This is a genomic window from Amycolatopsis lexingtonensis, assembly GCF_014873755.1.
GTDB classification, from domain to species: domain Bacteria; phylum Actinomycetota; class Actinomycetes; order Mycobacteriales; family Pseudonocardiaceae; genus Amycolatopsis; species Amycolatopsis lexingtonensis.
Window position 1 is genome coordinate 701,844 of record NZ_JADBEG010000001.1, and the last position, 23,100, is coordinate 724,943.

A 23,100-nucleotide genomic window follows, 5' to 3' on the forward strand; every position below is an offset into this window, starting at 1 on the left:
CCGAAGACCTGAATGAGTCATTCAAGACCGCTCGGGCGCCGGTGGCCGTCCGGTGCAGGCCGCGGCGGTCGAAGGTCAGTTGGCGGGCTGTGCCCAGTGCCGCGGCGTCCGTACCTCCTCAGGCGCCGGTGGCCGCCCGGTGCAGGCCGCGGCGGTCGAAGACCAGTTCGCGGGCCGTGCCCAGCGCCGTCGCGATCGCGCCCGCCAGGACCGCGTCCTCACCCAGCTGGCCCGCCACGATCTCCGGGACCACCGGGATCGTCGCCGCCAGCGCGCGGCGCATCGGCTCGGCCAGGAGGTCCGCGTTGCCGCCGATACCGCCGCCCAGCACGATCAGGCGCGGGTCCAGGACCGCCGTCACCGCCGAGACCACGTACGCCAGCTTCTCCGCTTCCTCCTCAACCACGGCGAGCGCCCGCGCGTCGCCCGCGCGGGCCAACCGGAACACGTCCTTCGCGGTGCGCGCCTTCGTCAGGCCCCGCGCCCGGGCCGCGTCGACGACGGCCTGGCCCGCGGCCGCCGTTTCGACCGGGCCGGGGCGGCGGGCGGCCGCTCCCGCCGGCAGCGGGCCGTAGGGCAGGTCCGCGATCTCGCCCGCCGCGCCGTGCGCGCCGCGGAACAGCTTGCCCTCGACCAGCAGGCCCATGCCGATGCCGGTGCCGATGGTCAGGCACACCAGCACGTCGACGCCGAGTGCCGCGCCGAGGGCGTGCTCGCCGACCGCGCACAGGTTCGCGTCGTTCTCCACCACCACGTCCGAGCCGGCGGCGGCCAGTGCCGCGACGAGTTCGTGCAGCAGCCCGCGCCGCTCCCAGCCCGGCAGGTTGGGCGCGCGGTGCACGGTGCCGGACGCCGGGTCGGGGACGCCGGGGGTGCCGACGACCGTCGACACGACTTCGTGCGGCCGCAGCCCGGCCGCGGCCACCGCGCGTTCGACTGATTCGCTCACCGTGCGCACCAGCGCGCTCGCCGAGCGGCACCGGTTGGGCTCGTCGAACCGGGTGACGATGCTGCCTTCGAGGTCGGCCACGGCGATCCGGATCGCGCGCCGCCCGATGTCGACGCCGACGACGTGCCCGGCGTCCGGCGCGGCCTGGTAGACGACGGCCGCGCGCCCCGGCCCGGACAGGCTGCGCCCAGTGGTCCGGACCAGTCCGTGCTGCTCGAGGTCGAGCAGCGCCTGTCCCACCGTGGGTTTCGAAAGTCCCGTGTCCGCCGCGATCTGCGGCCGCGTCGCCTCGCCGTGGCCGCGCAGCCGGTCCAGGACCAGGCGCTGGTTGAGCGCCCGCATGTTCGCCGGGGTTCCCACCTGCGGCCCGTTTTGCCCCACTCAGTCCTCCTGTGTTGCCGCAAGTTTATCCACGGAACTCTTCCGGCCCCGCTCGTTCTATGTTAAGAAACTTTACTAACTACTAGCCGGAGGCACGCCGTGAGTTCACCCACCCGTTCCGGGCCGCCGCAACCGGCCCTGGAACGCAAGATCGGCCCCCTGCAAGCCACCGCGATCAACATGACCCAGATGTGCGGCATCGGCCCGTTCGTCACGATCCCCGCCATGGTCGCCACCATGGGCGGACCGCAGGCGATGTTCGGCTGGATCATCGGGGCGATCGTCGCGCTGGCCGACGGGCTCATCTGGGCCGAACTCGGCGCCGCCATGCCCGGCGCCGGCGGCACCTACCTGTACCTGCGCGAAGCGTTCCAGTACCGCACCGGCCGGCTGATGCCGTTCCTGTTCGTGTGGAGCGCGGTGCTGTTCATCCCGCTGATCATGTCGACCGGCATCATCGGCCTCGTCCAGTACCTCGGCTACCTGATCCCCGGCGTCACCGGCGACGCGGGCACGACCCCGCTCGGCAAGATCATCGGCGTCGGCATCACGCTCGTCATCGTCGCCGCGCTGTTCCGCAAGATCGGCCAGATCGGCAAACTCACGACGGTGCTGTTCGTGGTCATGCTGGTCGCGGTGCTCACCACCGTCGTCGCCGCGTTCACGCACTTCAGCGGCGCGCAGGCGTTCGCCTTCACCCCGGGCGCGTTCAGCTCGGCCGGCGAGGGCACCTTCTGGGGCGGCCTCGGCGCCGGCCTGATCATCGCCATCTACGACTACCTCGGCTACAACACCACCGCCTACCTCGGCGGCGAGGTCCGCGCCCCGGGCCGGACGCTCCCGCGGTCGATCCTCTTCTCCATCGTCGGCATCATGAGCCTGTACTTCCTGCTGCAGGTGGGCGTCCTCGGCTCGGTGCCGCTCGAGGAGCTGAAGACCGCCACCTCGGTCGCCTCCACCGTGCTCGAACAGGCGTGGGGCACCGTGACGGCCAAGATCGTCACCGTCCTCATCGTCGTCGCGGCCATCGGCTCGGTGTTCGCCGGCCTGCTCGGCGGCTCGCGCGTGCCGTTCGAAGCCGCGCGCGACAAGGTGTTCCTGCCGATGTTCGGCAAGCTGCACCCGAAGCTGAACCTGCCGACCGCGGGCGTGCTCACCATGGGCGCCATCACGATCATCGGCTCGCTGTTCACGCTGACCGACGTCATCAACGCCGCCGTCGCCACCCTGGTCATCATCCAGTCCCTGGCGCAGGTCGCGGCCATCTGGACGCTGCGCCGCCGCCAGCCGGACCTCAAGCGGCCCTACCGGCAGTGGCTGTACCCGGTGCCGACGCTGCTCGCGCTGGTCGGCTGGGTCTACATCTACGTCTCCGCGACGCCGCTGTCCATCGGGCTGTCGCTGGGCTGGATCGCCCTTGGCGCGCTCGCGTACCTCGCCTACGCCAAGGCCGAGAACACGTGGCCGTTCGGCCCCAAGGAAATCAAGGAAGCGTTCGCCACCGAACCGGAAGGGGCTCAGGCATGACCCGGAAGCTCGCGGCCCTCGCCGCGCTGCTCCTCGTGCCCGGCGTGCTGAGCGTGGCCGCGCCGGCGTCCGCGCAGCCGGACTTCGCGAAGCCGCACGGGCAGACCACCATCGGCACGCGGGGCTGGCAGGTCCTCACGACCGCGAAGGTCAAGGACGGCGGCGAAAAGGTCTCCACCCCGGGGTACGCCACCCGCGGCTGGCTGCCGGTGAAGCCGGACGACGCCGGCGCGCCCGGCACCGAGATCGCCGCGCTCGTCCAGAACGGCCAGTGCCCGGACGTCTTCTTCTCCGACAACCTGCGCAAGTGCTTCGGGTACGTCGACAAGCTCGGCCCCGTCGTCACGAAGCCGTTCTCGGACCCGTGGTGGTACCGCACCGACTTCACCCCGGACATCCGGCCCGGCCAGCACGCGAAGCTGACCATCCCGGGCATCGTCGGCGAGGGCGACGTCTGGGTGAACGGGAAGCTGGTCGCCACCAAGGACGTCGTGAGCGGCGCGTTCGCCGGTCACACCTTCGACGTCTCGAAGCTGGTGAAGCCGGGCAAGAACACCCTGGCGATCAAGGTCTACCCGAACGACCCGCTGAAGATGTACACCCTCGACCAGGTCGACTGGGGCCAGATCCCGCCGGACAACAACACCGGCATCCAGTTCCCGCCGACACTGCAGGTGTCCGACGCGCTCACCGGCGACAACGCCCACGTGGTGCAGGACAACGCGCCCGACCTGTCCAGCTCTTCGCTGACGGTGAAGGTGGACGTCACCAACGACACGGCCGCGCCGCAGACCGGTGACGTCGCCGCGACGATCACCCCGCCGTCGGGCGAGCCGATCGTCGTCGGGCAGCGCGTGACGATCCCGGCGAACACCAAGCGGACGGTCGCGTTCGCGCCGGTGAAGATCGCGCACCCGCGGGTCTGGTGGCCGTACTCGATGGGTGACCAGCCGCTGTACACGCTGACCACCGCGGTCTCGCAGGACGGCGTGCTCTCGACGTCGTCGAAGAGCACCTTCGGCATCCGCACGGTGACTTCGCGGCTGGTCGGGAAGTCCGCGGCGCTGCCCGAGGGCGCACGGCAGTTCACGATCAACGGCAAGGACTTCGTGTTCCGCGGCGGCGGGTTCGCGCCGGACCTGTTCCTGCGCTACGACTCCGCCGACACCGCGCACCAGATCGCGCTGATCAAGAACCTGGGCCTGTCCGGCGTCCGGCTCGAAGGCCACGACATGCCGCAGGACTTCTACGACCAGGCCGACCGCGCCGGGCTGTTGGTCATCGGCGGGTTCCTCTGCTGCGACGCGTGGCAGCCCGAGGACGCCTCGAAGCTGACCGAGCGCGACTACCGGATCATGCACGACTCCGCGTACACCATCGCGCAAATGGAACGGAACCACCCGAGCGTCTTCAACTACGGCTGGAGCGACAACGAGCCGGTGCCGCGCCAGGAGTCCGAGACGCTGAAGGCGTTCAAGGAAGCCGACTTCCAGGTCCCGGTGATCGCTTCGGCGGAGTACAAGAGCACGCCGACGCTGGGCCAGTCCGGGGAGAAGGAGGGACCGTACGACTGGGTCCCGCCGTCCTACTGGTACGACAGCTCGCACTTCGACGCCGAGGATTCCTCCCGCACGAACGCCGGTGGCGCGTGGGGCTTCGCGAGCGAGCAGAGCGCCGGGCACACCGTGCCGACGCTCGACTCGATCAAGCGGTTCCTCTCGCCCGCCGAGCAGGCGAAGCTCTGGCAGGACCCGGCGTACAACCAGTACCACGCGAACTTCGAGCCGGGACACGGTGGTTACGCGTTCGGCACGTTGTACACGCTCGACCAGTCGATCCAGCGGCGGTACGGCAAGTGGAACTCGCTGGAGTCCTATGTGGACCTGGCGAACATCGCGAACTACGAAAACACCCGTTCGCAGTTCGAGGCGTTCCTGCACCACTCGAAGGACAAGGACAGCCCGTCGACCGGCGTCGTCTACTGGCAGCTGAACAAGGGCTGGCCGACGCTGCTGTGGTCGCTCTACAACGACGACGGCGACCAGGCGGGCGCGTTCTTCGGCGCCAAGAAGGCGAACAAGCCGCTGCACGCGCTCTACGGCTACGACAACGGGTCCGTGACGCTCGACAACCTCGGCGCGGCCACGCAGTCCGGGCTTTCGGTGCAAGCCCGCGTGCTCGACACCGCGGGCAAGGTCCTCGACGACCAGACCGCTTCCGGGATTTCGCTCGCCTCACAGGGAGTGCGCACCGGGGTGCTGAAGCCGAAGGTGCCCGCCGAGACGAAGGCGCCGGCGAAGGCGCAGGTCTACTTCGTCGAGCTGCAGGTCAAGCAGGGCGGGAAGGTCGTGGACCGGAACGTCTACTGGCTCTCGACGCAGAAGGACGTCGTCGACTGGGGCAAGACGCTGGGCAACCCGCAGGCGACGCTGTCGCAGTACGGCAACCTGCAGGCGCTGCAGAACCTGCCGAAGTCGCAGGTCGGCGCGGTGGCGTCGACGCGGCGGAGCGGCGGCGACCTCGTCACCACGGTGACGGTGACCAACACGGCGAAGACGCCGGGCGCGGCGTTCTTCCTGCGGGCCGACGTCCGCCGCGGGACGCCGGACGGCCGTGAGGCTGCGGGGGACAACCAGCTCGCGAACGCGACCTGGGACGACAACGACATCACGCTGTGGCCGGGCCAGTCGCAGACGCTGACGGTGACGTACCGGGCGTCCGACCTGCGGGGCGCGGCGCCGGTGATCAGCGTCGACGGGCTGAACACGGGCCGGATCGTGGTGCGGGGGAGCGGCGCGTGAGCGAGGACCGGATTCTCGGCATCGACTTCGGCGGCACGAAGGTGGCGCTGGGGCTCGCCGGCCGCGACGGCACCCTGCTGGCCACGCGCCGGCTGGACACCGACGCGCAGGCGGGGGCCGAGCAGGTGGTGGTGCGTGCGCTCGCCGCGGCCCGGTCGCTCCTGGCCGAGTCGGGGGCCGCGCCGGCCGCCATCGGCGTCGTCAGCCCGGGGATCGTGCTGCCGGACCGGATCCTGCTCGCGCCGAACGTGCCGGGCTGGGAGCAGCTGCGCCTGGCGGAGCTGGTGGCCGCGGAGTTCCCGGACGTGCCGATCTCGGTGGGCACGGACGCGAAGGCGGCGGCACTGGCGGAATGGCGCTGGGGCGCGCTGGCCGGCGCCGACCCGGCGGTGTTCCTGTCCCTGGGCACGGGCATCGCGGCAGCGGTGCTGGTCGGCGGCCGGGTGCTGACCGGCGCCAACGGAGCTGCGGGCGAGATCGGGTACAACCTGCTCTCGCCGCAGGACACCGAGGGCTTCGCGAGCGGAGCGGCGCCGCTCGAGGAAGCCGTCGGTGGACGTGGGCTGGGCGGCCGGGCAAGCGACTTGCTCGGCCGCCCGGTCACCGCCGGCGAACTGTTCGCACTGGCCAAGGAGAACGTCGAGGCCAAGGAACTGGTGACGGCGGCGCTCGACGAGCTGTCGATGCACGTGGCCAACCTGGCGATCTTCCTGGACCCCCAGCGCATCGCGGTCGGCGGAGGGTTGGTCCGCTCGGCGGACGTCCTGCTGCCGGCACTGGCGGACCGGCTGGCGCACGCGGTCCCGTTCCCGCCGGAGCTGGTATCGGCCCGGTTCGACCAGGACGCGTCGTTGCTGGGCGCGGTGGCACTGGCACTGGGCGAGTAGCCGTCCGGGTGACGCGCCGGTGCCCCGACCCGGCGCGCCACCCGGCATCACGTAACGGCGGCTCGCGTCTCCGCGACCTTCCCGGGCAGGAAAGCCCGAGGGGAACCATGGACGCGATCAACGACTTCATCGAGCAGTACCTCAAGGGGCCGGACGACCTGATCGAGATGGTGCTCGGCTGGTCGCTCTTCCCCGGCATCGTGCTGACCCTGTTCCTCTTGCACGGTTTCGTCACGTCGTGGCTGGACGTCGGCAAGAAGACGATCAAGGCGGCCCGTGCGGCGAAGGAGATCGGCGGCCGGATCACCGGCACACCGCGCGGACGGCTGGGCGCCGCGCTCGGGGTGACCGCGCTGGTGCTCGTCCTGGAAGCGGCGTGGGCGTTCGCCGCCGTCGTGATGGGCAACATCCTCTACTACGCCTACTACAAGGCTCCCGCCGAATTCCCGGACCCGCAGCACAACTTCCTCAGCCTGCCGCCGCACGGGCTCTTCTACCGGATCGACTGGCTGGGCTACAGCTTCTTCAGCTCGATCTACGTGCCGCTGCTGCTGGTCCTGCTCGCCCTCACGGTGGCGCGGCCGGCGTGGATCGGCAACCTCGGCGTGTGGGTCGCGAACCTGCCCATGATCGTGCTGGTGGTGACCACCGTGTTCGTGGTCTTCATCGAGCTGGTCCTCGACGTCTGGTTCGGCGGCGCGCCGATCGCGAAGTACCCCGAACTGGCGTGGCAGGGAAGTTTCCTCGGGGTCGCGGCCGTCTTCGCGCTCGCCTCGCTCGCCGCGTTCTCGGCGGCGGCCCGGCTGCGCGGCCACTGGGCGGTACTGCTCGCCCGCCCGGCCTAGGCTCCGGCCGCCGCCAGTTCCTCGGTCCGCCGGAACGCCGCCGGCGAAAGCTGGAACCACACCAGGACCGCGCTCAGCGCCTGCACCGCGGCCACCACCACCCAGACGCCCCGCAGACTCCAGTGCGCCGCGACCAGCCCGCCGGTCAGCGCGCCCAGCGGCGTCAGCCCCCAGGCCAGCGCCCGGTGGCTGGTCAGCACCCGGCCCAGCAGCGGGGCCGGAGTGAAGCGCTGGCGGCTGGACTGCGAACAGACGTTCCAGACCAGCACCGTCGAGGTCAGGAACACCAGCACCACGCCGATCAGCGGCGGCCACGGTGGCAGCACGGCCAGCAGCAGCGGGGCCACCGCGCCCAGGCTCTGCGCCAGCCGCATCGACCACGAGTAGCCGAGGCGGTCGACGATCCGCTGGACCACGAACGACGACACCACCCAGCCGACGGCGAGGCAGGCCAGCAGCAGGCCGTAGCCGACCGAGCCGACGTGCAGGATCTGCGTCGCGTACAGCACGAACATCGAGTTGCCGGCGCTGGCGGCGAACGACCCCAGCGCGACGTTCAGCGTGATCGACCGCAGCAGCGGCGTCCGCACCAGGTGGGTGAGCCCGGCCGAGAGGTCCCGCAGCGGGTGGGTGCGCGCGGCGACCACGGACGTCGACGGGATGCGCCGGGTCAGCAGCAGCGCCAGCAGCGCGAACGCGGCCGCCAGCCAGGCGGGCGCTCCGGTGGACACGGCGACGAGGAAGCCGGTCAGCGGCGGCACGACGAACTGCACCACGCCCCGGTCGATCACCGTCAGCCGCGCGTTGGCGTGGGCCAGGCGGTCCGGTTCGACGAGTTCGGGCACCAGCGCCCCGCTCGCGCCGTCCCCGAGCACCTGCGCCGAGGTGACGACGAAGGCGACGACCAGCAGCACGGGCAGGCTCAGCACCCCCGCCGACGCGACGGCCCCGAGCACGAGCGCGGCCCCGACCTGCACGGCGTAGGCCCAGGCGAGCACGGCGGTCCGCCGCACGCGGTCGATGAGCACCCCGGCGAACAGCGACAGCAGCAGCCACGGCGCCTGCCCGGCGACGTTGACCAGCGAGATCTCCCGCGGGTCGGTCGTGACGGACACGGCGAGCAGCGGCAGCGCGGCCAGCATCAGCCCTTCGGCGGACGAACCGGACACCGCTACGGCCTGCAACCGGGCCCATCTGCTCGCCATGATCACCACCCTGCCGAAGACGGGCCCGCGACCCAAGCGAATTACGGTTGACGCCGGCGCCCGAGGCGGTTCGCCAGCGGCGCCGACCCGATCCCGTGCAGCACCACGCTGCCCAGGACGCAGACCACGGTGATCGTCAGCACGATGTCCTCCTCACCCGTGGCGAGACCGTTGAGCGCGAGCAGCCCGAAGACGATCGACGTCGTCCCGCGGGGGCCGAGCGCGCCGATCAGGAACCGGTCGCGGCCCGACAGGTCCGTGCGGAGCAGAGACAGCACGACCGGGCCGATGCGCAGGACGGTGAGCGCGGCGAGGCAGAACACGACGACCTGCCAGCTCAGCCCGAACCGGACGACCAGCACGCTGATCGCGCCGACCACGAACCACATGCCCATGGTCAGCAGGCCGGTGACCTCCTCCAGCAGCTGCAGCTCCGCCGTGGGGTCGGTCAGGATGTCGCGGGCCCGCCCCGGGACCTTGCGGATGTAGGAGGCGGCGCTGCCGCGGAAGACGTACCGGAACGCGATGCCGCAGACGAACGACGCCACGAAGCCGTTGCCGTCGATGGCGACGGTCGCCGCGTAGGCCAGCAGCGGGGTCGTCAGCACCGCGACCCGGCGGCCGTGCGCGGACGTCCAGCCCGCATGGGCGGCCAGGAACAGCAGGAGCCCGATCAACGCGCCGGTGGCGGCGCCCATGACGACCGCCTTGATCGCGAACGGCAGCGCCGTGGCCAGCGCGTCCTCCGCGGTGTTCTGCTGGTTGTCCGTCCGCGCCAGGATCAGCGCGAACAGGAACACCGGCGAGACCAGCCCGTCGTTGTAGCCGCTTTCGATGTTGAGCACGCCGCGCACCGGGGCCGGCAGGTTGCGGTCGCGGACCACGCGCTCGGCCGCGGCGAAGTCGCTCGGGATCACGATGCACGCGATCAGCAGGAGCAGCGGCCACGACAGGTCCGGCAGAAGCACGGCCCCGAGCAGCACCGCCAGCGCGATGCTCAGCGGCATGGCGATGAGCAGGACGCGCGCGACGAGGCCGGGGGAGCGGCCCCACAGCCGTCCGCCGCGGACCTCGGTGGCGTCGACGAACAGCAGCATCGCGAGGATGAGCTCGGCGACGTGCTGGGCGATCTCGGTGTTGAACACCTCGAGGACCGTGTCCGGCGCCACGGTCAGCGCGGCCGCGGCCCCGCACACCACCATGAGCACCGGGGCGGCGATGTTCCACCGGTCCAGCCGCGCCGCGAGCAGCGAGCGGAGTAGGAAGGCGGCCGAAAGCACCAGGAGTGCGGGGATGAACATCGGGCTCCACGGCTCGGTCTCGGCTTCGGGTCGCCGCCGAGCCTACCGTCCGATGTGGAGGGAGACGTGGCTCACGGGACCACGAGGACCGGCCAGTGACCCGCCCGGATGAGCTTCGTCGCGACCGAACCCGCGAACCGGTGCCCGGCCTTCTGGGACGCGCCGACCACCACCGTGTCGGCGTGGCAGCGATCCGCCGTGTCCCGGAGCGTCGCGTACGGGTCGCCGAACGACGTCACGAACGTGACCGGCACCCCCAGCTCCTCGGCCGCTTCGCGCATCTGGCCGCGCAGCTCCGCCGAGAGGTGGGTGGCCGTGTCGTGGTCGATCAGCGTCGCGACGGCCGGCCGCAGCGGCAGCAGGGGAGCGTGGGCGGCGACGAAGGCGACGACCAGCCGGCTGCCTTGGCGCCGCGCCATGCCGAACGCGAACGCCGCCGCCCGCATGGCGGTGTCGGTGCCGTCCACCCCGGCCAGGATGGCCCGCGCCGCCGGGTCGCGGCGCGGGCCGAAGTGCTCCACAGTGGACTGGAACGCCCCCTCCATCGGGTCCGCCCCTACCGCGCGGCCGGTTCCGGCGCGGCGGGCTCGGCGGTCTTGTCCAGGTCGATCGTCGTGCGCAGGGTGATCGGCTTCAGCAGCAGCGCCGCGATGACGCCGACGACCGCGACGGCCGCCGAAATCAGGAAGATGTGCGCGGTCGCGTCGCCGTACACCGTGTGCACGACCGTCTGGACCTGCGGCGGCAGCGCCTTGAGGTTCAGCGCGCTGACCCCGCCCGTCGCCGCCTGGCCCGCCGGCACGTGCAGCGCGGCGGCCAGGTCGGCGGAGACGCGGTTGGCGAGGACGGCGCCGAGCACCGAGACGCCGATGGTGCCGCCGAGGGACCGGAAGAACGTCACCGACGCGCTCGCCGCGCCGAGGTCGCGCAGCGGGACGTCGTTCTGCACGGCCAGCACGAGGTTCTGCATGGTCATGCCCACGCCGACGCCGACCACGGCCATCGCGATCCCGATGAGCCACAGCGGCGTGGCGTGGTCGACCGTGCCCAGCCCGAGGAAGCCGAGGACCAGGACGATCGTGCCGGCCACGATGTACGGCTTGATCCGGCCGGTGCGGCTGATCAGCCTGCCGGAGACGGTCGAGGACACCAGCACGCCGGCCATCAGCGGCATGGTCAGCAGGCCGGCTTCGGTGGGCGTGTAGCCGCGGCCGATCTGGAAGTACTGGCCGAGGAACACCGCGCCGCCGAACATCGCCATGCCGACCGCGAGGCTCGCCAGGATCGCCAGCGCGGGCGTGCGCTGGACGACGATCTTCAGCGGCACGACGGGTTCGCGCACCTTCGTCTCCACCAGCACGGCGAGCGCCAGGAGCACGAGCCCGCCCGCGACCATGACGGCGGTCGGCCAGGAGAGCCAGTCGAACGAGTTGCCGACGAACGAGACCCAGATCAGCAGCACGCTCACGCCGGCCGCGATCAGCCCGGCGCCGAGGTAGTCGACCTTCACGTCGTCGCGGCGCACGGTCTCCAGCTTGAGCGTCCGCTGCAGCACGATGAAGGCGAGCACGGCGATCGGGACGCCGACGAAGAAGCACCAGCGCCAGCCCAGCCACGGCACGTCCACGATCAGGCCGCCCAGCAGCGGCCCGCCGACCGTGGCGACCGCCATCACGGCGCCGAGGTAGCCGTTGTACCGGCCGCGCTCGCGCGGCGGGATGATCGCCGCGATCACCACCTGGACCAGCGCCTGCAGGCCGCCGACGCCGATGCCCTGGAACGCGCGCGCGGCGATCAGCTGCCCGGTGTCCTGGCTGAAGCCGCTGATCATCGAGCCGGCCACGAAGATCACGATGGCGACCTGGACCAGCGTCTTCTTGTTGAACAGGTCGGCGAGCTTGCCCCAGATCGGGGTGGTGGCCGTCGCCGCGAGCAGCGTGGCCGTGACGACCCAGGTGTACTGCGTCTGGGTGCCGTTCAGCGAGCCGATGATCAGCGGCAGCGACGTCGAGACGACGGTCGAGCTGATCATGGCCACGAACAGGGCCAGCAGCAGGCCGGACAGCGATTCGAGCACTTCGCGGTGCCGCATCGTCCCGGACGGGTCGGTTGTTTCGGACTTCATGGCATCCCTTCACACGATCCGGGCAAGTATTGCTCATTGAGCAAACTTGCACAATGAGCAACTCATTCCCGTCGCTAGGCTGCCCGCATGGACATCCCCGGCTCGCTGCGCGACCGCAAGAAGGCGGCGACGCGGCAGTCGCTGCACGAGGCGGCGCTGCGCCTGGCGATGGAGCACGGGCTCGACGGCGTGACGGTCGAGGACATCGCGGACGCCGTGGGCGTGTCGCGCCGGACGTTCTCGAACTACTTCGCGAACAAGGAGGACGCGGTCCTGCACGCCGACCGCGAGCGCACGCGAGAGCTGGTTGCGCTGGTCGAGGCCCGGCCGGCCGGGGAGAAGCCGTGGCCGGCGCTGCGCGCGGCGAGCCGCGCCCTGAACCGCGCGGGGGCCGCGCCCGACCGCGAGTGGGTGGCGCAGCTGCGCCTGCTGCGGCGGCACCCGTCCCTGCTCGCCCGGCAGGCGGGGGACCAGATCGCCTTGGAACGGGATCTGGCGGCCGTGCTGGTGGCGCGGGGACCCGGTCTGGACGAGGGGACGGCCCGCCTGATGGCGGCGACGTTCCTCGCCGCGCTGCGGACGGGAGCCGTGCTGTGGCTGGAAAGCGCGGACGAACGCCCGTTGGCCGAACTGGTGGACGATCTCCTGGGCCGCGTCCAGTTCGGCTGAACCGGACCCGGCCTCCGGCGATCGGTCGGGGCACGAGCCCCGGAGGTTGACCTCGATGGCGGTGCCGGGATCGGCTTCGAGGGGGCGGCCGCCTTGTCCTCTCAGGCCTGTCCCGGCGTGGTGTACGGTCGGCGGAGCGGCATGCCGCTCCGCCGACCACGTGCAGGGCCGGCCCGCCGCGCTTCCACGGGTCGCCGCCATCGGCCTGGGGCTTGAGGACGTTGAGTCGAGGCAGAATGTCGCGTTCGCATTCGATTTCGAACAACCGCTCCCGGCGGAACGCTGCTTCCGTGTAGCCCTTTCCGCAGGGCTCGCTGAGGCTTCCGACCGAGAACCGGGTCGACACCGCCGTTCATGCCGAAGCCGACTGCAAGCCACAGCACCGAACCCGGCCCGATCGGCCAGTGCTTGAGCCGTGGCTCGTCGCGTGATCGGCCGACCGGAGGTAGAACTCCGGCGCCACGAACACTTCCAGCGTGTCGGCGTTGTCCAGTCGGTGCTTTCGGGCGTCTTCGGCACGGCGATGTCGGGCACCGGGTCGCACAGCTTCCCGAGCGGCAATCCCGCGAGCGGCTACACCGCCTGGTCGAGGAGGCGGGTGGCGGTCGGTACTTCGTGGGCGACGTAGCGGAAAACGGATGCACGGCACGGTTCGACCTTCCCCGCAGCGGGGAACGGCGGCCGACGCTGCCCCCTCCCGTAGCCAGGCTTTCGGCCGCGCAGGTCTTTTCGCCGGTCGCGGTCTCCGCTTTCGGGTTCCGATGATCTTTCGCCTGGGTGGTGCGCGGGGTCGCAGCCCGGCACGTCGGCACAGGCCACACCGACCAGCGGCTTCACAGGTACTCGGTGGCGATCGTCCTGGGGAGCGTGTCGGGGGAGCCCCGCACTTCGAGGTCGCGACCGGTCAATGGGGTCTGCCAAACCTTGACGGTCTCCGCCGCACTGTGTCGGCAAGGTGATCGAGCAGCGTGACGAAGTCCGATTCGATCGAGTCGCAGTCGGCTGCGGACGTGCCGATGAAAGTTCCGCCGATTTTGCCGTACGGCTCGAGTGACGACCAAAGGTGCGGAATGGTCCCACGACCGGTCCGCTGTTGGAAGCCCACTTTCGGTGCGCTGCGCAACGCGCCGAGAAGAGCAGTGCTGGAAACTCCGGCCCACCTGGACGAGTGCAGGCTGTCGGTTCCTTTGTAGAAGACTTGCTGCCCCAGTGGATCGACGAAGGTTCCTTCGGCTGTCCAGCTACCTCGGCGCACCGCACTGACCATCCGCCGAGGATGGGTGCTGCCGGTTTGGCGGAGGTTGATCTCGACTGCGTCGACTCGTGGAGTTCGCTTCCCGGGGTAGGCGACGAAGTCGACACCGACATGGCCGGTCACGCCGAGGCCTGCTAAGTGGTCGAACACCGCGCGCGCATGTTTCCCGACTCTGACGCGGTAAGCGGCGTCCGCCGGGAAACGGCAACCCATGAAGTCGCCGGCTGCACCGGTAATCTGGTCGTGGGTCGCCAAGAAGTCGACCAGTGCGCCGCCGCCTCGGTGGAGGTACCCGAGCGCGCTCGGGGATCGCGATCGACCGGTCGAATCGCCGGGTATAACCTGTTCCGCGACAGCGCCTGTCGTGACGACGTGGCGGAGAAAGTCATCGGTTGCCATCAATGGACTGCACGGCCTCAAGGCGTTCGCGATGCATGCCGCCGAAGCCGGTGAAGGCAACAGCGAGGTGTCGACGACCGCGTTTCCGTGGCCGCTGCCGAAGCCGGCATCCAGCTTGACCATCCAACGCCCCCGGCCGAAGCGGACGCCGAGGTCGTCCAAGGTCGATGCCAGGTCCTGCACAGTTCGATCGAGGTGGTATGACCCAGCTGGATGGGGCACGCCGGCGGCTCGGAAGACCTGGCGGCTACCGGACTTGGTCCCCCACTTCAGCAGGTGGGGATCGGTGTCCACCAGATCGACTCCAAGCCGCTCCGCGAGTTTGGCCATTTGCCGGCTGGATGCGTAACAGGAAAGGCCTTCCACGCGGTGACCCTGGCGCCGGGCCGAATCGAGGGTGGCTCGTAGTCGATCAATGACCGCTGGCTGGCCGAGCACCTTCGTGCTGAGATGCGATTCGGACCCGTCCTCCAACTCGACCAAAGCCTGCCTATCAGGGCGTTGATGCTGCTCTGGCAGAAGGCTGAACAGGTGTGTGACAACGTCCTGACCGATCGGCGGAGCTTGAAGCATGATGATCGCCAGATCATCCTCGGCACCGACGGTGAGACATTCCCACAATCCGCGGGATCCGGAGAGCCATCGGCCACGGCCGAAAGCCATTTCTTCGGGGGCGAACTCCTGGGAGGGGCAGGCCACGCGTACACGCAGGTCGTCGCACCCGGCCAACATCCTGTCGAAGCGTCTTAGCGTCGTAGCCCAATCGGCCCGTCTCATGCGTTCGCCCCCGGTGGTCAGTCGTCTCCGAGCGCCCAGTCCAGAGCCGCCTCCACGTGGAGCAGCGTCGTGTCGAAGACCGGCAACGGGGAGTTTTCCGTGTCCAGCAGCAATCCGATCTCGGTGCACCCGAGGATCACGGCTTCCGCGCCCCTCTTTGCGAGTGAGCTGACGATCTCTTGGTAGGCGACTCTGGAATGATCCAACACTTTCCCGAGGCACAACTCGTTGTAGATGACGTCGTGCACGATCCCGCGTTCACGTTCGTCGGGAACCACGACCGTCAAGCCGCGGTTGACTAGCCTGGAACGGTAGAACTCGTGTTCCATCGTGTACCGGGTGCCCAGGAGCCCGACGCAGCTGACGCCCGCCTTCTCGAGCGCTTGGGCCGTGCCGTCGGCGATGTGGAGAACGGGTATGGAGACCGCGTCACGAAGGTTGTCGAACACGCGATGCATCGTGTTGGTGCACAGCACGACGCAGTCCGCGCCGCCTCGTTCCAGGTCGCGGGCGTGGGCGGCCAGATGGGCTCCGGCCTTGACCCATTCACCCTGTTCTTGCATCTTTTCGATCTCGGCGAAGTCGACCGAAGCCATCAGGCACCGCGCGGAGTGGAGGCCGCCGAGTCTGCGTCGGATGCCGCGGTTGAGTTCCTGGTAGTAGATCACGGTTGATTCCCAACTCATTCCACCCAGTAATCCGATATTCTTCATCATCGATAGCCGCCTGTCATTTGAGTTGAATAGTCGTGGTCTGCTGAAGATCATCGAAAAAACATCTACTGAGCGTGGACAGTACGTCACTCAATCGAGTGGTGGGCAGCGCGAAATTCAAACGCGCGAACCTTGAATGACCTTCGCCGAAGAGGGTACCACGCTGAAGGATGACCTTCGCTTCCGCTTCAAAAGTGGCCAGTGGATCGACGGCGACGTCCGCTATCTCATTGAGATCGAGCCAGGCGAAGTATGTCGCGTCGGGTGGAACATGTCCCACGGTCGTGGGCCTGAAGGCGGATGTGACGAGTGCTCGGTTTTGTCGGAGTTGCCGTCGAAATCCGGTCAGCCACGGCTCGCATTCCGTCCATGCAGCAACAGTGGCCTCGATGCCGAGAATCCCGGCGCCGCTTCGCAGGTGCCACGGAATCTGCAAGTAGCGCCGATGCAGTGTCGAACTTCCGAAATGCCCGACCGCGCATCGCAAGCCGGGGATGTTGAAACTCTTCGCTGCCGAGGTGAACACGATCGTGCGCCCGGCGCTGTTGCCCACGGTGGCGATCGACCGATGCGGCATCTCGTAGGTGAGGTCGTGATGGATCTCGTCGGCGAAGATCACGGCGTCGTCGACGGCAGCGCGTTCGGCGATGGCTTCCAGCTGTCCGGTCGTGAAAATTCGCCCGGTCGGGTTATGTGGTTGACACAGGATGATGACAGCGACCCGTTCGGATGAGAGAGGTGGCGACGCCGGTGCGGGTTCTACCGGAACCAGCACGGGCTTCCTGCCCAGGCGTTCGATGGCTGCCACGATCGGGGGGTAAGAGGGAGTGTGAGTCAAAATGCGCTCTCCCGGCTTGCTGAACTCCAGGATCACGCAACACAGCGCTTGCATCACCTGAGCGCAGATCTCCACGCGTCCTGGATCGATTGGGACCCCGAACTTCACGTCCATCCGGTCGGCGAACGTTTCCGCAAGCAGGTGCGGGCCACCGCGGGGTGAGTCGAAATCCGGGTACCCGAGGTCCGACGCCGCGACCGCGTTAGCCAGTGCCTCGCGAATCGGCTCGGCGACCGCGAAGTCCGCCTCCGCGATGTCCAGCGGCACGAGCCCGGACCGAGTCCGGCTCCACTTGAGGCTTTTTCTGGTTCGGAGCTGATGCGCATCGAGCGGGACCAGTCCCATGTCGGTGCTCACAGCGGAACCGTCGTCTGCGACGCCGCACCCTGCTCGACTGTCTGGAGCTTCGTGACCACGCGCACCCTGGATCCGGCCGGGATGCTGGACGTGATGTGCGCGCCTGGATCGATTCGGCAGTCATCGCCAATGGTGACCGGCCCGAAGATGTAGACGTCCCCCGCGATGACCACACGGTTGCCGATTCTGGGGTGCCGCGGTCGCGAAGGGCTGGTGGGAACACCGATCTTGCGACCGCCGAGCACGACATTCTGCAGGAAGTAGCAGTCTTCCCCGACCCGGGCGTGTTCGCCGATCACTGTGCCCCATCCGTGGTCGATCACCATCCGGCGCCCGATCACGGCGGCCGGGTGAATCTCCACCCCGGTGCGGACCTTGGCTTCCTCTGATATCCGCCGGGCTGCGCCGGCGACCCGGCGGTCGACCGGAAAGTGCTGCTTGCCCGGTAGGGCCAACGAGTGGACCGAGTGGGCGACCCGGTACGCCAAAAGCGCGTGAAAGCTCAGATAGCTGCCGTACACGTAGTTTGGATCGGTGTGGCCCGCCGCGTCACGCATCGTCAGCGACTGGAGGTCTTCCATGACGGTTGGCACGACCCGCAAGACGGCCTCGCGCACGAGACGCGCCGGTATTCCCGCGTCGTCCAGAAGGGGAAGGACAGGACCAGTGAGGGCGACGGCGTCAGCTGAGACCCGCATGAGCAGGTGATCACCCATAGTCTTCTCCTCGGTCGAACAGGAAGGTGAGCAGGACGTGGTCGTGGACGTCGCGGTAGACCTCGTCGACCCGGACCAGCGCCGCGTAGTTGGCGAGACTGCTCGGACCGACGTCGAAACGGTGGTTACTCATCAGGCGCTGCTTGGCGATGGCCAGGTCGCGTTCCGAGACGGGAATGACTTCGTCGAGTTCGGCGACCGGGAAGAAGGGTGCTGCTTGGCCTACGGCGATCCCTTGGATCGAGTGCTCCCCGTAGCGACCGGCGCGCAGGTCGCAATGGGGTGGTTCGACGCCAACGGTGCGGACCGCACGGAATGTTCTCCTCAGCGCCGTGCTGACACCTCGCATCGTTGCGCCGGTTCCCAGGCCGCTGACCAGGACGACGGTGGCCTCTTCCGGCACGTCGGCCAGCTGCAGCTGATGCGCGACCTCGGGCCCGGTGAAGGATTCGTGGGTCGCGGGATTCGCCGGATTGCCGAACTGGTTCAGGTAGTGGTAGCGGTCGCGGTCGGTCGCGAGCAGTTCGGCGACAGCCTCGCCGTTGTCCTGAGCGCCGGGGAAGTCGGTGTCCCGGTCCAATACCGTGGCACCAAGGCGTCGCGCCAGGGATTTCTTGGCTGCCGAGTAGCCCGAGTCGGTCACCAGGGTCAACGCGTACCCGCGGACCGAGGCTTCCACGGCCAAGCCGACACCGAGGTTGCCGCCGGTGCGCTCGAGCAGAACCCGGCCGCCGGGGCCACCGACGAACCCGGCCGCCTCGGCGTCATCCACGAGGCAGCGGGCGACTCTGGCCTTGTGGCTGCGGCCGGGGTGCAGGAACTCGCACTTGAGAAAACGGCCTGGGCTGTCCGGTACCAGGGGGGTGGCGATGGTCGCCTGCTGATTCCCGTTGCGCGAGGTCCGCATCAGCCACCACCGCGCACCGAGTTGAGAATGGCCCTTGCCCGGACGGTGCGAGGATGCCCCTTGCCCAGCAGGCGAACAAAGCCCTCGAGTACGGATTGGCTTTCCCGCACGGCCTCGTCGACCAGCCCGAGTGCCCGCAGCACGACCGCAAGATTCGATCGGCTGGTCAATGTCGACGGGTGGTCGGGGCCGCGGAGACGGGTGAATCCGGTGACGACCGCCTCTTGCTCGACCTTGGCCTTGGTGAGGTGGTTGAGGGAGTAGAGGCTTACGGCCAGGTTCCCGCGGCTCGTCAGCGTTGACGGGTGATCGGAACCCAGTATCCGGCTGAATCCGTCCACGACCAACTCCTGCTCGATCCTGGCTTCGTCGATCCTGCCGAGTTCGAATAGCAGCGATGCGAGGTAGTTCCGGCTCGTCAGTGTCGACGGGTGGTCGCCGTCGAAGGTGCGGGTAAAGCCGGCCACGACCTGCCTGTGTTCTTCTTCGGCTTGCTCGTCCAAGCCGAGTGCGTGAAGCGCGACCGCGTGGTTCGACCGGCAGGTCAGCGTCGTCGGGTGGTCTTTGCCGAGCACCTTCGCGAAGCCTTCGACTGTTTCGCGATGAGCTTTTTCGGCTTCCTTGAAGTGACCCAGTGCGTTCTGGACGACCGCCAGGTTGGACAGAGCGGTCAGCGTCGTCGGGTTGTCGGGGCCGAGGACGCAACTGAAGCCTTCGAACACGGCGGTGTGTAGCTCTTCGGCTTCGGCGAGCCGGTCCGGGGCGTGCAGGACGAGAGTCGGGCTTCCTTTGCTGGTCAGGGCATCGGGGTGGTCCGGGCCGAAGATCCTGGTACTGGTGTCCAGTACGGTCCGGTGCTCGGCCTCGGCGTCCTCGACCCTGCCGAGGGCGACCAGCACCGCTGCGGTATTGGTCACCCCGCGACTTGCCTCTGCGGTGGCCATTCGCAATCGCCGTTCGTAGGCCCTCAACACCCAGCAGTGCTCGGACTCGGCCTCCTCGTAGAGCCCGAGGTCGTGCAGGACCATCGCGAGGTTGTTCCGGTTTGTCAACGTCGCGGGGTGGTCCGAGCCCAGGGTTCGTGCGCGGACCTCGTGCACGATCCGGTGCTGTGCCGCCGCATCGTCCAACCGGCCCAGATCGTGCAAGACGAGCGCCAGGTTGTTGCGGCTGGCAAGCGTGCCTGGATTGTCTGGGCCGAGCGCGTCCAACCGAGCCGCGAGAACCGCGCGGTGCTCTTGTTCGGCTTCGTTCAGTCTCCCCATTATCCGCAACATCGCGGCATAGTGGCCCCAGGCGGCGAGTGCGGACTCGCTGGAGCTTCCGTGTGTGCCGGCTCGAGTCCCGCGTGCCTTGTCGAAGGCGTCGAGGGCTATTTGGTAACGCGCATGCAGACGTGCGGTGATCCCGACCCGCATGATCTCGGCGGTGTCGGCGTTGTCCAGGCAGGCTCGCAGCACGGAGTCGGAGACAGGGCGGGTGGCCGCACGAGTGGTCTCGTCTACCAGGTAGTCGAATACCTCGACCATGTCGTCTCCCGGGGCGCCGTCGGGAATGAGCAACGCCGTGGTCTGCCCTTCGGCGACCGCCCAGAGCCAGGCCTCGTTGACCGGTTCGCCGGCGACGCGCTTGCCGCCGCGAACCGGCAAATACTCTTCGGCGAGCCGGGTGATGAGGGCTCGGGGCAATGGCCCTGTGAGGCCGGCGCGCCTGCAGTCCACGGCGGCCGCCACCAAGGCGGCGCCGCGCATGTTCTCGCCTCCGTCACGAGCGGCTTTCCACCGTTTCATCAGTTCGGGACCCGCAGCCAGGTATTCGCCGATGCCGAACGTCTCTGCGTGCTTGAGGGCGTCGGCGATCCGTTCGTCACGCTGGACCCTCGTCCGGGCCCGGTCCTGTTCGGCGTCGGAAAACATCCTCGGGAGATCGATGCGGTCGGCGAGCGCGAGGGTGTCCAAGATCTCGTGCGTCACCGTTCTCGAGCCGTGGTCGGTGCTGTCGTACTTGGTGAGTTCGGACGAGCGGATGGTTCCGACGATGAAGCGCCCGCACGTGGCGTCACCGGTCAGCCGGTAGACCGCGTTAGAGGTGAAGCCGTCGTCGCCGAGAAAGCGTTCCAGATTGTCCAGGAATAGCACCGCGTTACGCATGGTCTCCATTTTTGAGACCGCAGATTCCAGTGCTTTCTTGTCCTGGACAGCTACTAGGGTGTGATTGCGCAGTTCGGCAGATATGCTTTCGTATGCGGTCCGTGTCTTCCCGGCTGTCGAGTCTCCGGAAATCAACACGAACCCGGGCGTGGCGAGCAGTTCTCGTAGTTCCGAGTCGATGTCGCGTGGGACGTAGACCGGCTGGGCGTTGGCGGGATTTGTGCCGCCGCGAAGCTTTCGGGACGGGTGTACTCCGAGTACCGTCGGATCGGTCACCTGGCGGACGGTGGGGAGCTTGCGTCCGCTGATCCGCAGGCAGCCGTTGCGCATGGCCAGATCCTGGGTGTGCCCCCTCTTCAGCACTTCGAGGAGCGAGCTTCGCCAGTGATCGGCAAAGATTGCGAGGATTGCCGCTGCCGCCGACGAGACTGCCAAGATCACCGGCGTATCGACCTTGGCCACAGCGAGGGTGGCGGGAAGGGCGACGGCGACCGCGGCCCCCACGGCCAGGATTGCCGGACGTGCGTACTTGGCCATCAAGTCACCTTCGACTCGCATTTGGGATGTCGATCTCGCGTAACCGGCCGGGTGTCTCTGGCTAATTTGTAGGTGGACACTGAGTTCTGGACCGTCTACACTACCAAGATTTTTTATGTGGTCGAAGTGCGTGGTCGACGATGACCAGCTTTTGTCCATATTTTGTCGATCTGGTGCGAGATGCGCTTCGGCCATCTGCGGACCGCGCCGGTCTAGATGACTTCGCCGCGCCGCAAGTTTCCGGTGTTGCGTGGGCGGTCCGTCGGGGAACGTTTCGGTTGTGCGGGCGAAGTTCGTCGATTCAGCGGTAGTTCCTGGCCTGGTTCGGCGGGTACGCGACCTGTGAGGAGCTCGTATCGACTGCAGTTCCTCTCCATCGTTTTCGGCAAGGCGCTCACTTCGACCGGAGTCAGGAGAAGGAGTGTCCCGTGGGGGTAATCGATGTCATCGTGCCGAGCCATGGTCGGCGACCCGTGGACAACCTCGGAAAATGAGTGGTGCGTGCGCGGAGCTTGGGGCTAGCTTGCTGCCGTGGCTGAGATCTTCGGGAGCTGTGACGATCGGTTCAGTGTTGTCGCGCAGACGCTGGCGGCTTCGCTGGACGGCGACGACGTGGGTGCTTCGGTCGCTGTCGTCGTGGCCGGCGAACCCGTGGTCGACCTGTGGGGCGGCCACCTCGACGCGGCGCGCACCACGCCCTGGGAACGCGACACCATCACCAATGTCTGGTCCACCACCAAGACGATGACCGCGCTGTGCGCGCTCATCCTGGCCGACCGCGGCGAGCTGGACCTGGACGCGCCGGTCGCGGCGTACTGGCCCGAATTCGCCGCCGCGGGCAAGGAAACCGTGCTGGTGCGGCACTTGCTCGGGCACACCGCGGGCCTGCCGGACTTCGAGGGGCCGATCGCCGTCGAAGACCTCTACGACTGGCCGGCCGTGACGGCGAGGCTGGCCGCGCAGGCCCCGCGGTGGGCGCCGGGCAGCGCGGGCGGGTACCACTCCGTGACGTTCGGGTTCCTGATCGGCGAAGTGGTCCGCCGCGTCACCGGGCGCAGCCTCGGCACCTTCTTCGCCGAAGAGGTCGCCGGTCCGGTGGGCGCCGACTTCCACATCGGACTGAGCGCCGAGCACGACCACCGGGTCGCGCCGCTGCTCGCCGATCCGCTGGGCGACAAGCCGCCGGGTTTCCTCATCGGCGTCTCGGATTCCCACCCGCTCGCCTGGCGGCGCGCGGAACTGCCCGCGGTCAACGGTTACGGCAACGCGCGCTCGGTGGCCCTCCTGCAGTCGGCGCTGTCGTGCGGGGGAGTGGCCGGCGGCGTCCGGCTGCTGTCGGCGGCCGGCAGCGAGCGCGTGTTCGAGGAGCAGTTCCACGGCGTGGACCGCGTGCTCGGCACCTCGATGCGTTACGGCTTGGGCTACCGCCTCGAAGGCCGCACGTGCTCGTGGGGCGGCTGGGGCGGTTCGGTGGTGCTCTCCGACGCCGACCTCGGCATGACGGTGGCGTACGTGATGAACCAGGTCCTCTGGGAGGACGGGTACGCCCGCGGGCTCAGCGTCGTGATGGCCGCCTACGACGCCATCATGGCTTAAAGCGCGCGAACCGGAACGGTGATATCCTCGTGGTGTCCGGACCACTCGGTTCCTGAATTTTCGCTCCGACGATTCTTCTGCCCGGCGAGATCCACCGACCTCACCGACGGCCGTCGATTTCCGGCGCCTTCGCCCAGCTTTGCAGCGTGACACCAGAGGCCGCTC

Annotated in this window: 17 protein-coding genes; 6 read left to right on the forward strand and 11 right to left on the reverse strand. The window is 68.7% G+C overall.

All coding sequences use genetic code 11. The features are described from left to right. Nucleotides 1-118: 118 nt before the first annotated feature. Nucleotides 119-1,291, reverse strand: coding sequence for an ROK family transcriptional regulator (locus tag H4696_RS03275; RefSeq protein WP_169734857.1), 1,173 nt, complete (start codon nt 1,289-1,291; stop codon nt 119-121). Nucleotides 1,292-1,429: 138 nt separating this feature from the next. Between H4696_RS03275 and H4696_RS03280 the strand changes: the two genes are divergently transcribed. The 4 genes from H4696_RS03280 (at nt 1,430) to H4696_RS03295 (ending at nt 7,390) form a co-directional block, all read left to right on the forward strand. Further along, a complete protein-coding gene (locus H4696_RS03280) occupies nt 1,430-2,857 on the forward strand; it encodes an APC family permease (protein WP_086857231.1) in 1,428 nt (475 codons plus the stop codon). Next, entirely contained in the window at nt 2,854-5,658 is a 2,805-nt protein-coding gene (locus H4696_RS03285) for a glycosyl hydrolase 2 galactose-binding domain-containing protein (protein ID WP_086857230.1), read from the forward strand. Before H4696_RS03280 ends, H4696_RS03285 begins: the two co-directional genes overlap by 4 nt. Then, nucleotides 5,655-6,545 (forward strand): ROK family protein, encoded by an 891-nt coding sequence (locus H4696_RS03290; protein WP_086857229.1) that lies wholly within the window; start codon nt 5,655-5,657, stop codon nt 6,543-6,545. The genes H4696_RS03285 and H4696_RS03290 overlap by 4 nt, the downstream gene beginning before the upstream one ends. 107 nt (nt 6,546-6,652) lie before the next feature. Beyond that, nucleotides 6,653-7,390: a hypothetical protein gene (locus H4696_RS03295; RefSeq protein ID WP_086865005.1), complete on the forward strand. Its 738-nt coding sequence runs from the start codon at nt 6,653-6,655 to the stop codon at nt 7,388-7,390. Here H4696_RS03295 and H4696_RS03300 read toward each other — a convergent pair. The 4 genes from H4696_RS03300 to H4696_RS03315 all read right to left on the reverse strand — a co-directional run bounded on the left by H4696_RS03300 (nt 7,387) and on the right by H4696_RS03315 (nt 12,021). Further along, the gene (locus H4696_RS03300) at nt 7,387-8,595 is read right to left on the reverse strand and encodes an MFS transporter (RefSeq protein ID WP_086865009.1); all 1,209 of its coding nucleotides are present in this window, start codon (nt 8,593-8,595) and stop codon (nt 7,387-7,389) included. The genes H4696_RS03295 and H4696_RS03300 overlap by 4 nt on opposite strands. Before the next feature lie 41 nt (nt 8,596-8,636). Further along, a complete protein-coding gene (locus H4696_RS03305) occupies nt 8,637-9,896 on the reverse strand; it encodes a cation:proton antiporter domain-containing protein (protein WP_086865004.1) in 1,260 nt (419 codons plus the stop codon). 71 nt (nt 9,897-9,967) lie between these two features. Further along, nucleotides 9,968-10,441: a universal stress protein gene (locus H4696_RS03310; RefSeq protein ID WP_086865003.1), complete on the reverse strand. Its 474-nt coding sequence runs from the start codon at nt 10,439-10,441 to the stop codon at nt 9,968-9,970. Between the two features lie 11 nt (nt 10,442-10,452). Then, nucleotides 10,453-12,021, reverse strand: coding sequence for an MDR family MFS transporter (locus H4696_RS03315; protein ID WP_192782036.1), 1,569 nt, complete (start codon nt 12,019-12,021; stop codon nt 10,453-10,455). Nucleotides 12,022-12,108: 87 nt separating this feature from the next. On the opposite strand from H4696_RS03315, the gene H4696_RS03320 reads away from it, so the two are divergent. Then, nucleotides 12,109-12,690 carry a TetR/AcrR family transcriptional regulator gene (locus H4696_RS03320; RefSeq protein WP_086865002.1) on the forward strand — a complete coding sequence of 194 codons (582 nt, stop codon included), beginning with the start codon at nt 12,109-12,111 and terminating at the stop codon, nt 12,688-12,690. A gap of 904 nt (nt 12,691-13,594) precedes the next feature. On the opposite strand, the gene H4696_RS03325 is transcribed toward H4696_RS03320, so the two are convergent. The 6 genes from H4696_RS03325 to H4696_RS03350 form a co-directional block, all read right to left on the reverse strand. After that, entirely contained in the window at nt 13,595-15,076 is a 1,482-nt protein-coding gene (locus H4696_RS03325) for an ATP-grasp domain-containing protein (protein ID WP_143265439.1), read from the reverse strand. A 62-nt stretch (nt 15,077-15,138) separates the two neighbouring features. Next, nucleotides 15,139-15,888, reverse strand: coding sequence for an aspartate/glutamate racemase family protein (locus tag H4696_RS03330; protein WP_338078649.1), 750 nt, complete (start codon nt 15,886-15,888; stop codon nt 15,139-15,141). Next, nucleotides 15,851-17,029, reverse strand: coding sequence for an aminotransferase class I/II-fold pyridoxal phosphate-dependent enzyme (locus tag H4696_RS03335; protein WP_086865000.1), 1,179 nt, complete (start codon nt 17,027-17,029; stop codon nt 15,851-15,853). Before H4696_RS03335 ends, H4696_RS03330 begins: the two co-directional genes overlap by 38 nt. Further along, entirely contained in the window at nt 17,026-17,745 is a 720-nt protein-coding gene (locus H4696_RS03340; protein ID WP_086864999.1) for a serine O-acetyltransferase, read from the reverse strand. Before H4696_RS03340 ends, H4696_RS03335 begins: the two co-directional genes overlap by 4 nt. After that, nucleotides 17,738-18,652 (reverse strand): PLP-dependent cysteine synthase family protein, encoded by a 915-nt coding sequence (locus H4696_RS03345; RefSeq protein ID WP_086864998.1) that lies wholly within the window; start codon nt 18,650-18,652, stop codon nt 17,738-17,740. Before H4696_RS03345 ends, H4696_RS03340 begins: the two co-directional genes overlap by 8 nt. Continuing rightward, nucleotides 18,652-21,339 carry a tetratricopeptide repeat protein gene (locus H4696_RS03350; RefSeq protein WP_158104435.1) on the reverse strand — a complete coding sequence of 896 codons (2,688 nt, stop codon included), beginning with the start codon at nt 21,337-21,339 and terminating at the stop codon, nt 18,652-18,654. Before H4696_RS03350 ends, H4696_RS03345 begins: the two co-directional genes overlap by 1 nt. 531 nt (nt 21,340-21,870) lie before the next feature. Here H4696_RS03350 and H4696_RS03355 point away from each other — a divergent pair. Beyond that, a complete protein-coding gene (locus tag H4696_RS03355; RefSeq protein ID WP_086864996.1) occupies nt 21,871-22,935 on the forward strand; it encodes a serine hydrolase domain-containing protein in 1,065 nt (354 codons plus the stop codon). Nucleotides 22,936-23,100: the final 165 nt, after the last annotated feature.

Excerpts from the sequence above, each read along its gene's own strand:
- H4696_RS03275 (WP_169734857.1), bottom strand. The coding sequence starts at position 1,291 with ATGCGGGCGCTCAACCAGCGCCTGGTCCTGGACCGGCTGCGCGGCCAC.
- H4696_RS03285 (WP_086857230.1), top strand. The coding sequence starts at position 2,854 with ATGACCCGGAAGCTCGCGGCCCTCGCCGCGCTGCTCCTCGTGCCCGGC.
- H4696_RS03295 (WP_086865005.1), top strand. The coding sequence starts at position 6,653 with ATGGACGCGATCAACGACTTCATCGAGCAGTACCTCAAGGGGCCGGAC.
- H4696_RS03300 (WP_086865009.1), bottom strand. The coding sequence starts at position 8,595 with ATGGCGAGCAGATGGGCCCGGTTGCAGGCCGTAGCGGTGTCCGGTTCG.
- H4696_RS03305 (WP_086865004.1), bottom strand. The coding sequence starts at position 9,896 with ATGTTCATCCCCGCACTCCTGGTGCTTTCGGCCGCCTTCCTACTCCGC.
- H4696_RS03310 (WP_086865003.1), bottom strand. The coding sequence starts at position 10,441 with ATGGAGGGGGCGTTCCAGTCCACTGTGGAGCACTTCGGCCCGCGCCGC.
- H4696_RS03315 (WP_192782036.1), bottom strand. The coding sequence starts at position 12,021 with ATGAAGTCCGAAACAACCGACCCGTCCGGGACGATGCGGCACCGCGAA.
- H4696_RS03320 (WP_086865002.1), top strand. The coding sequence starts at position 12,109 with ATGGACATCCCCGGCTCGCTGCGCGACCGCAAGAAGGCGGCGACGCGG.
- H4696_RS03325 (WP_143265439.1), bottom strand. The coding sequence starts at position 15,076 with ATGTTGGCCGGGTGCGACGACCTGCGTGTACGCGTGGCCTGCCCCTCC.
- H4696_RS03330 (WP_338078649.1), bottom strand. The coding sequence starts at position 15,888 with ATGATCTTCAGCAGACCACGACTATTCAACTCAAATGACAGGCGGCTA.
- H4696_RS03340 (WP_086864999.1), bottom strand. The coding sequence starts at position 17,745 with ATGGGTGATCACCTGCTCATGCGGGTCTCAGCTGACGCCGTCGCCCTC.
- H4696_RS03345 (WP_086864998.1), bottom strand. The coding sequence starts at position 18,652 with ATGCGGACCTCGCGCAACGGGAATCAGCAGGCGACCATCGCCACCCCC.
- H4696_RS03350 (WP_158104435.1), bottom strand. The coding sequence starts at position 21,339 with ATGGCCAAGTACGCACGTCCGGCAATCCTGGCCGTGGGGGCCGCGGTC.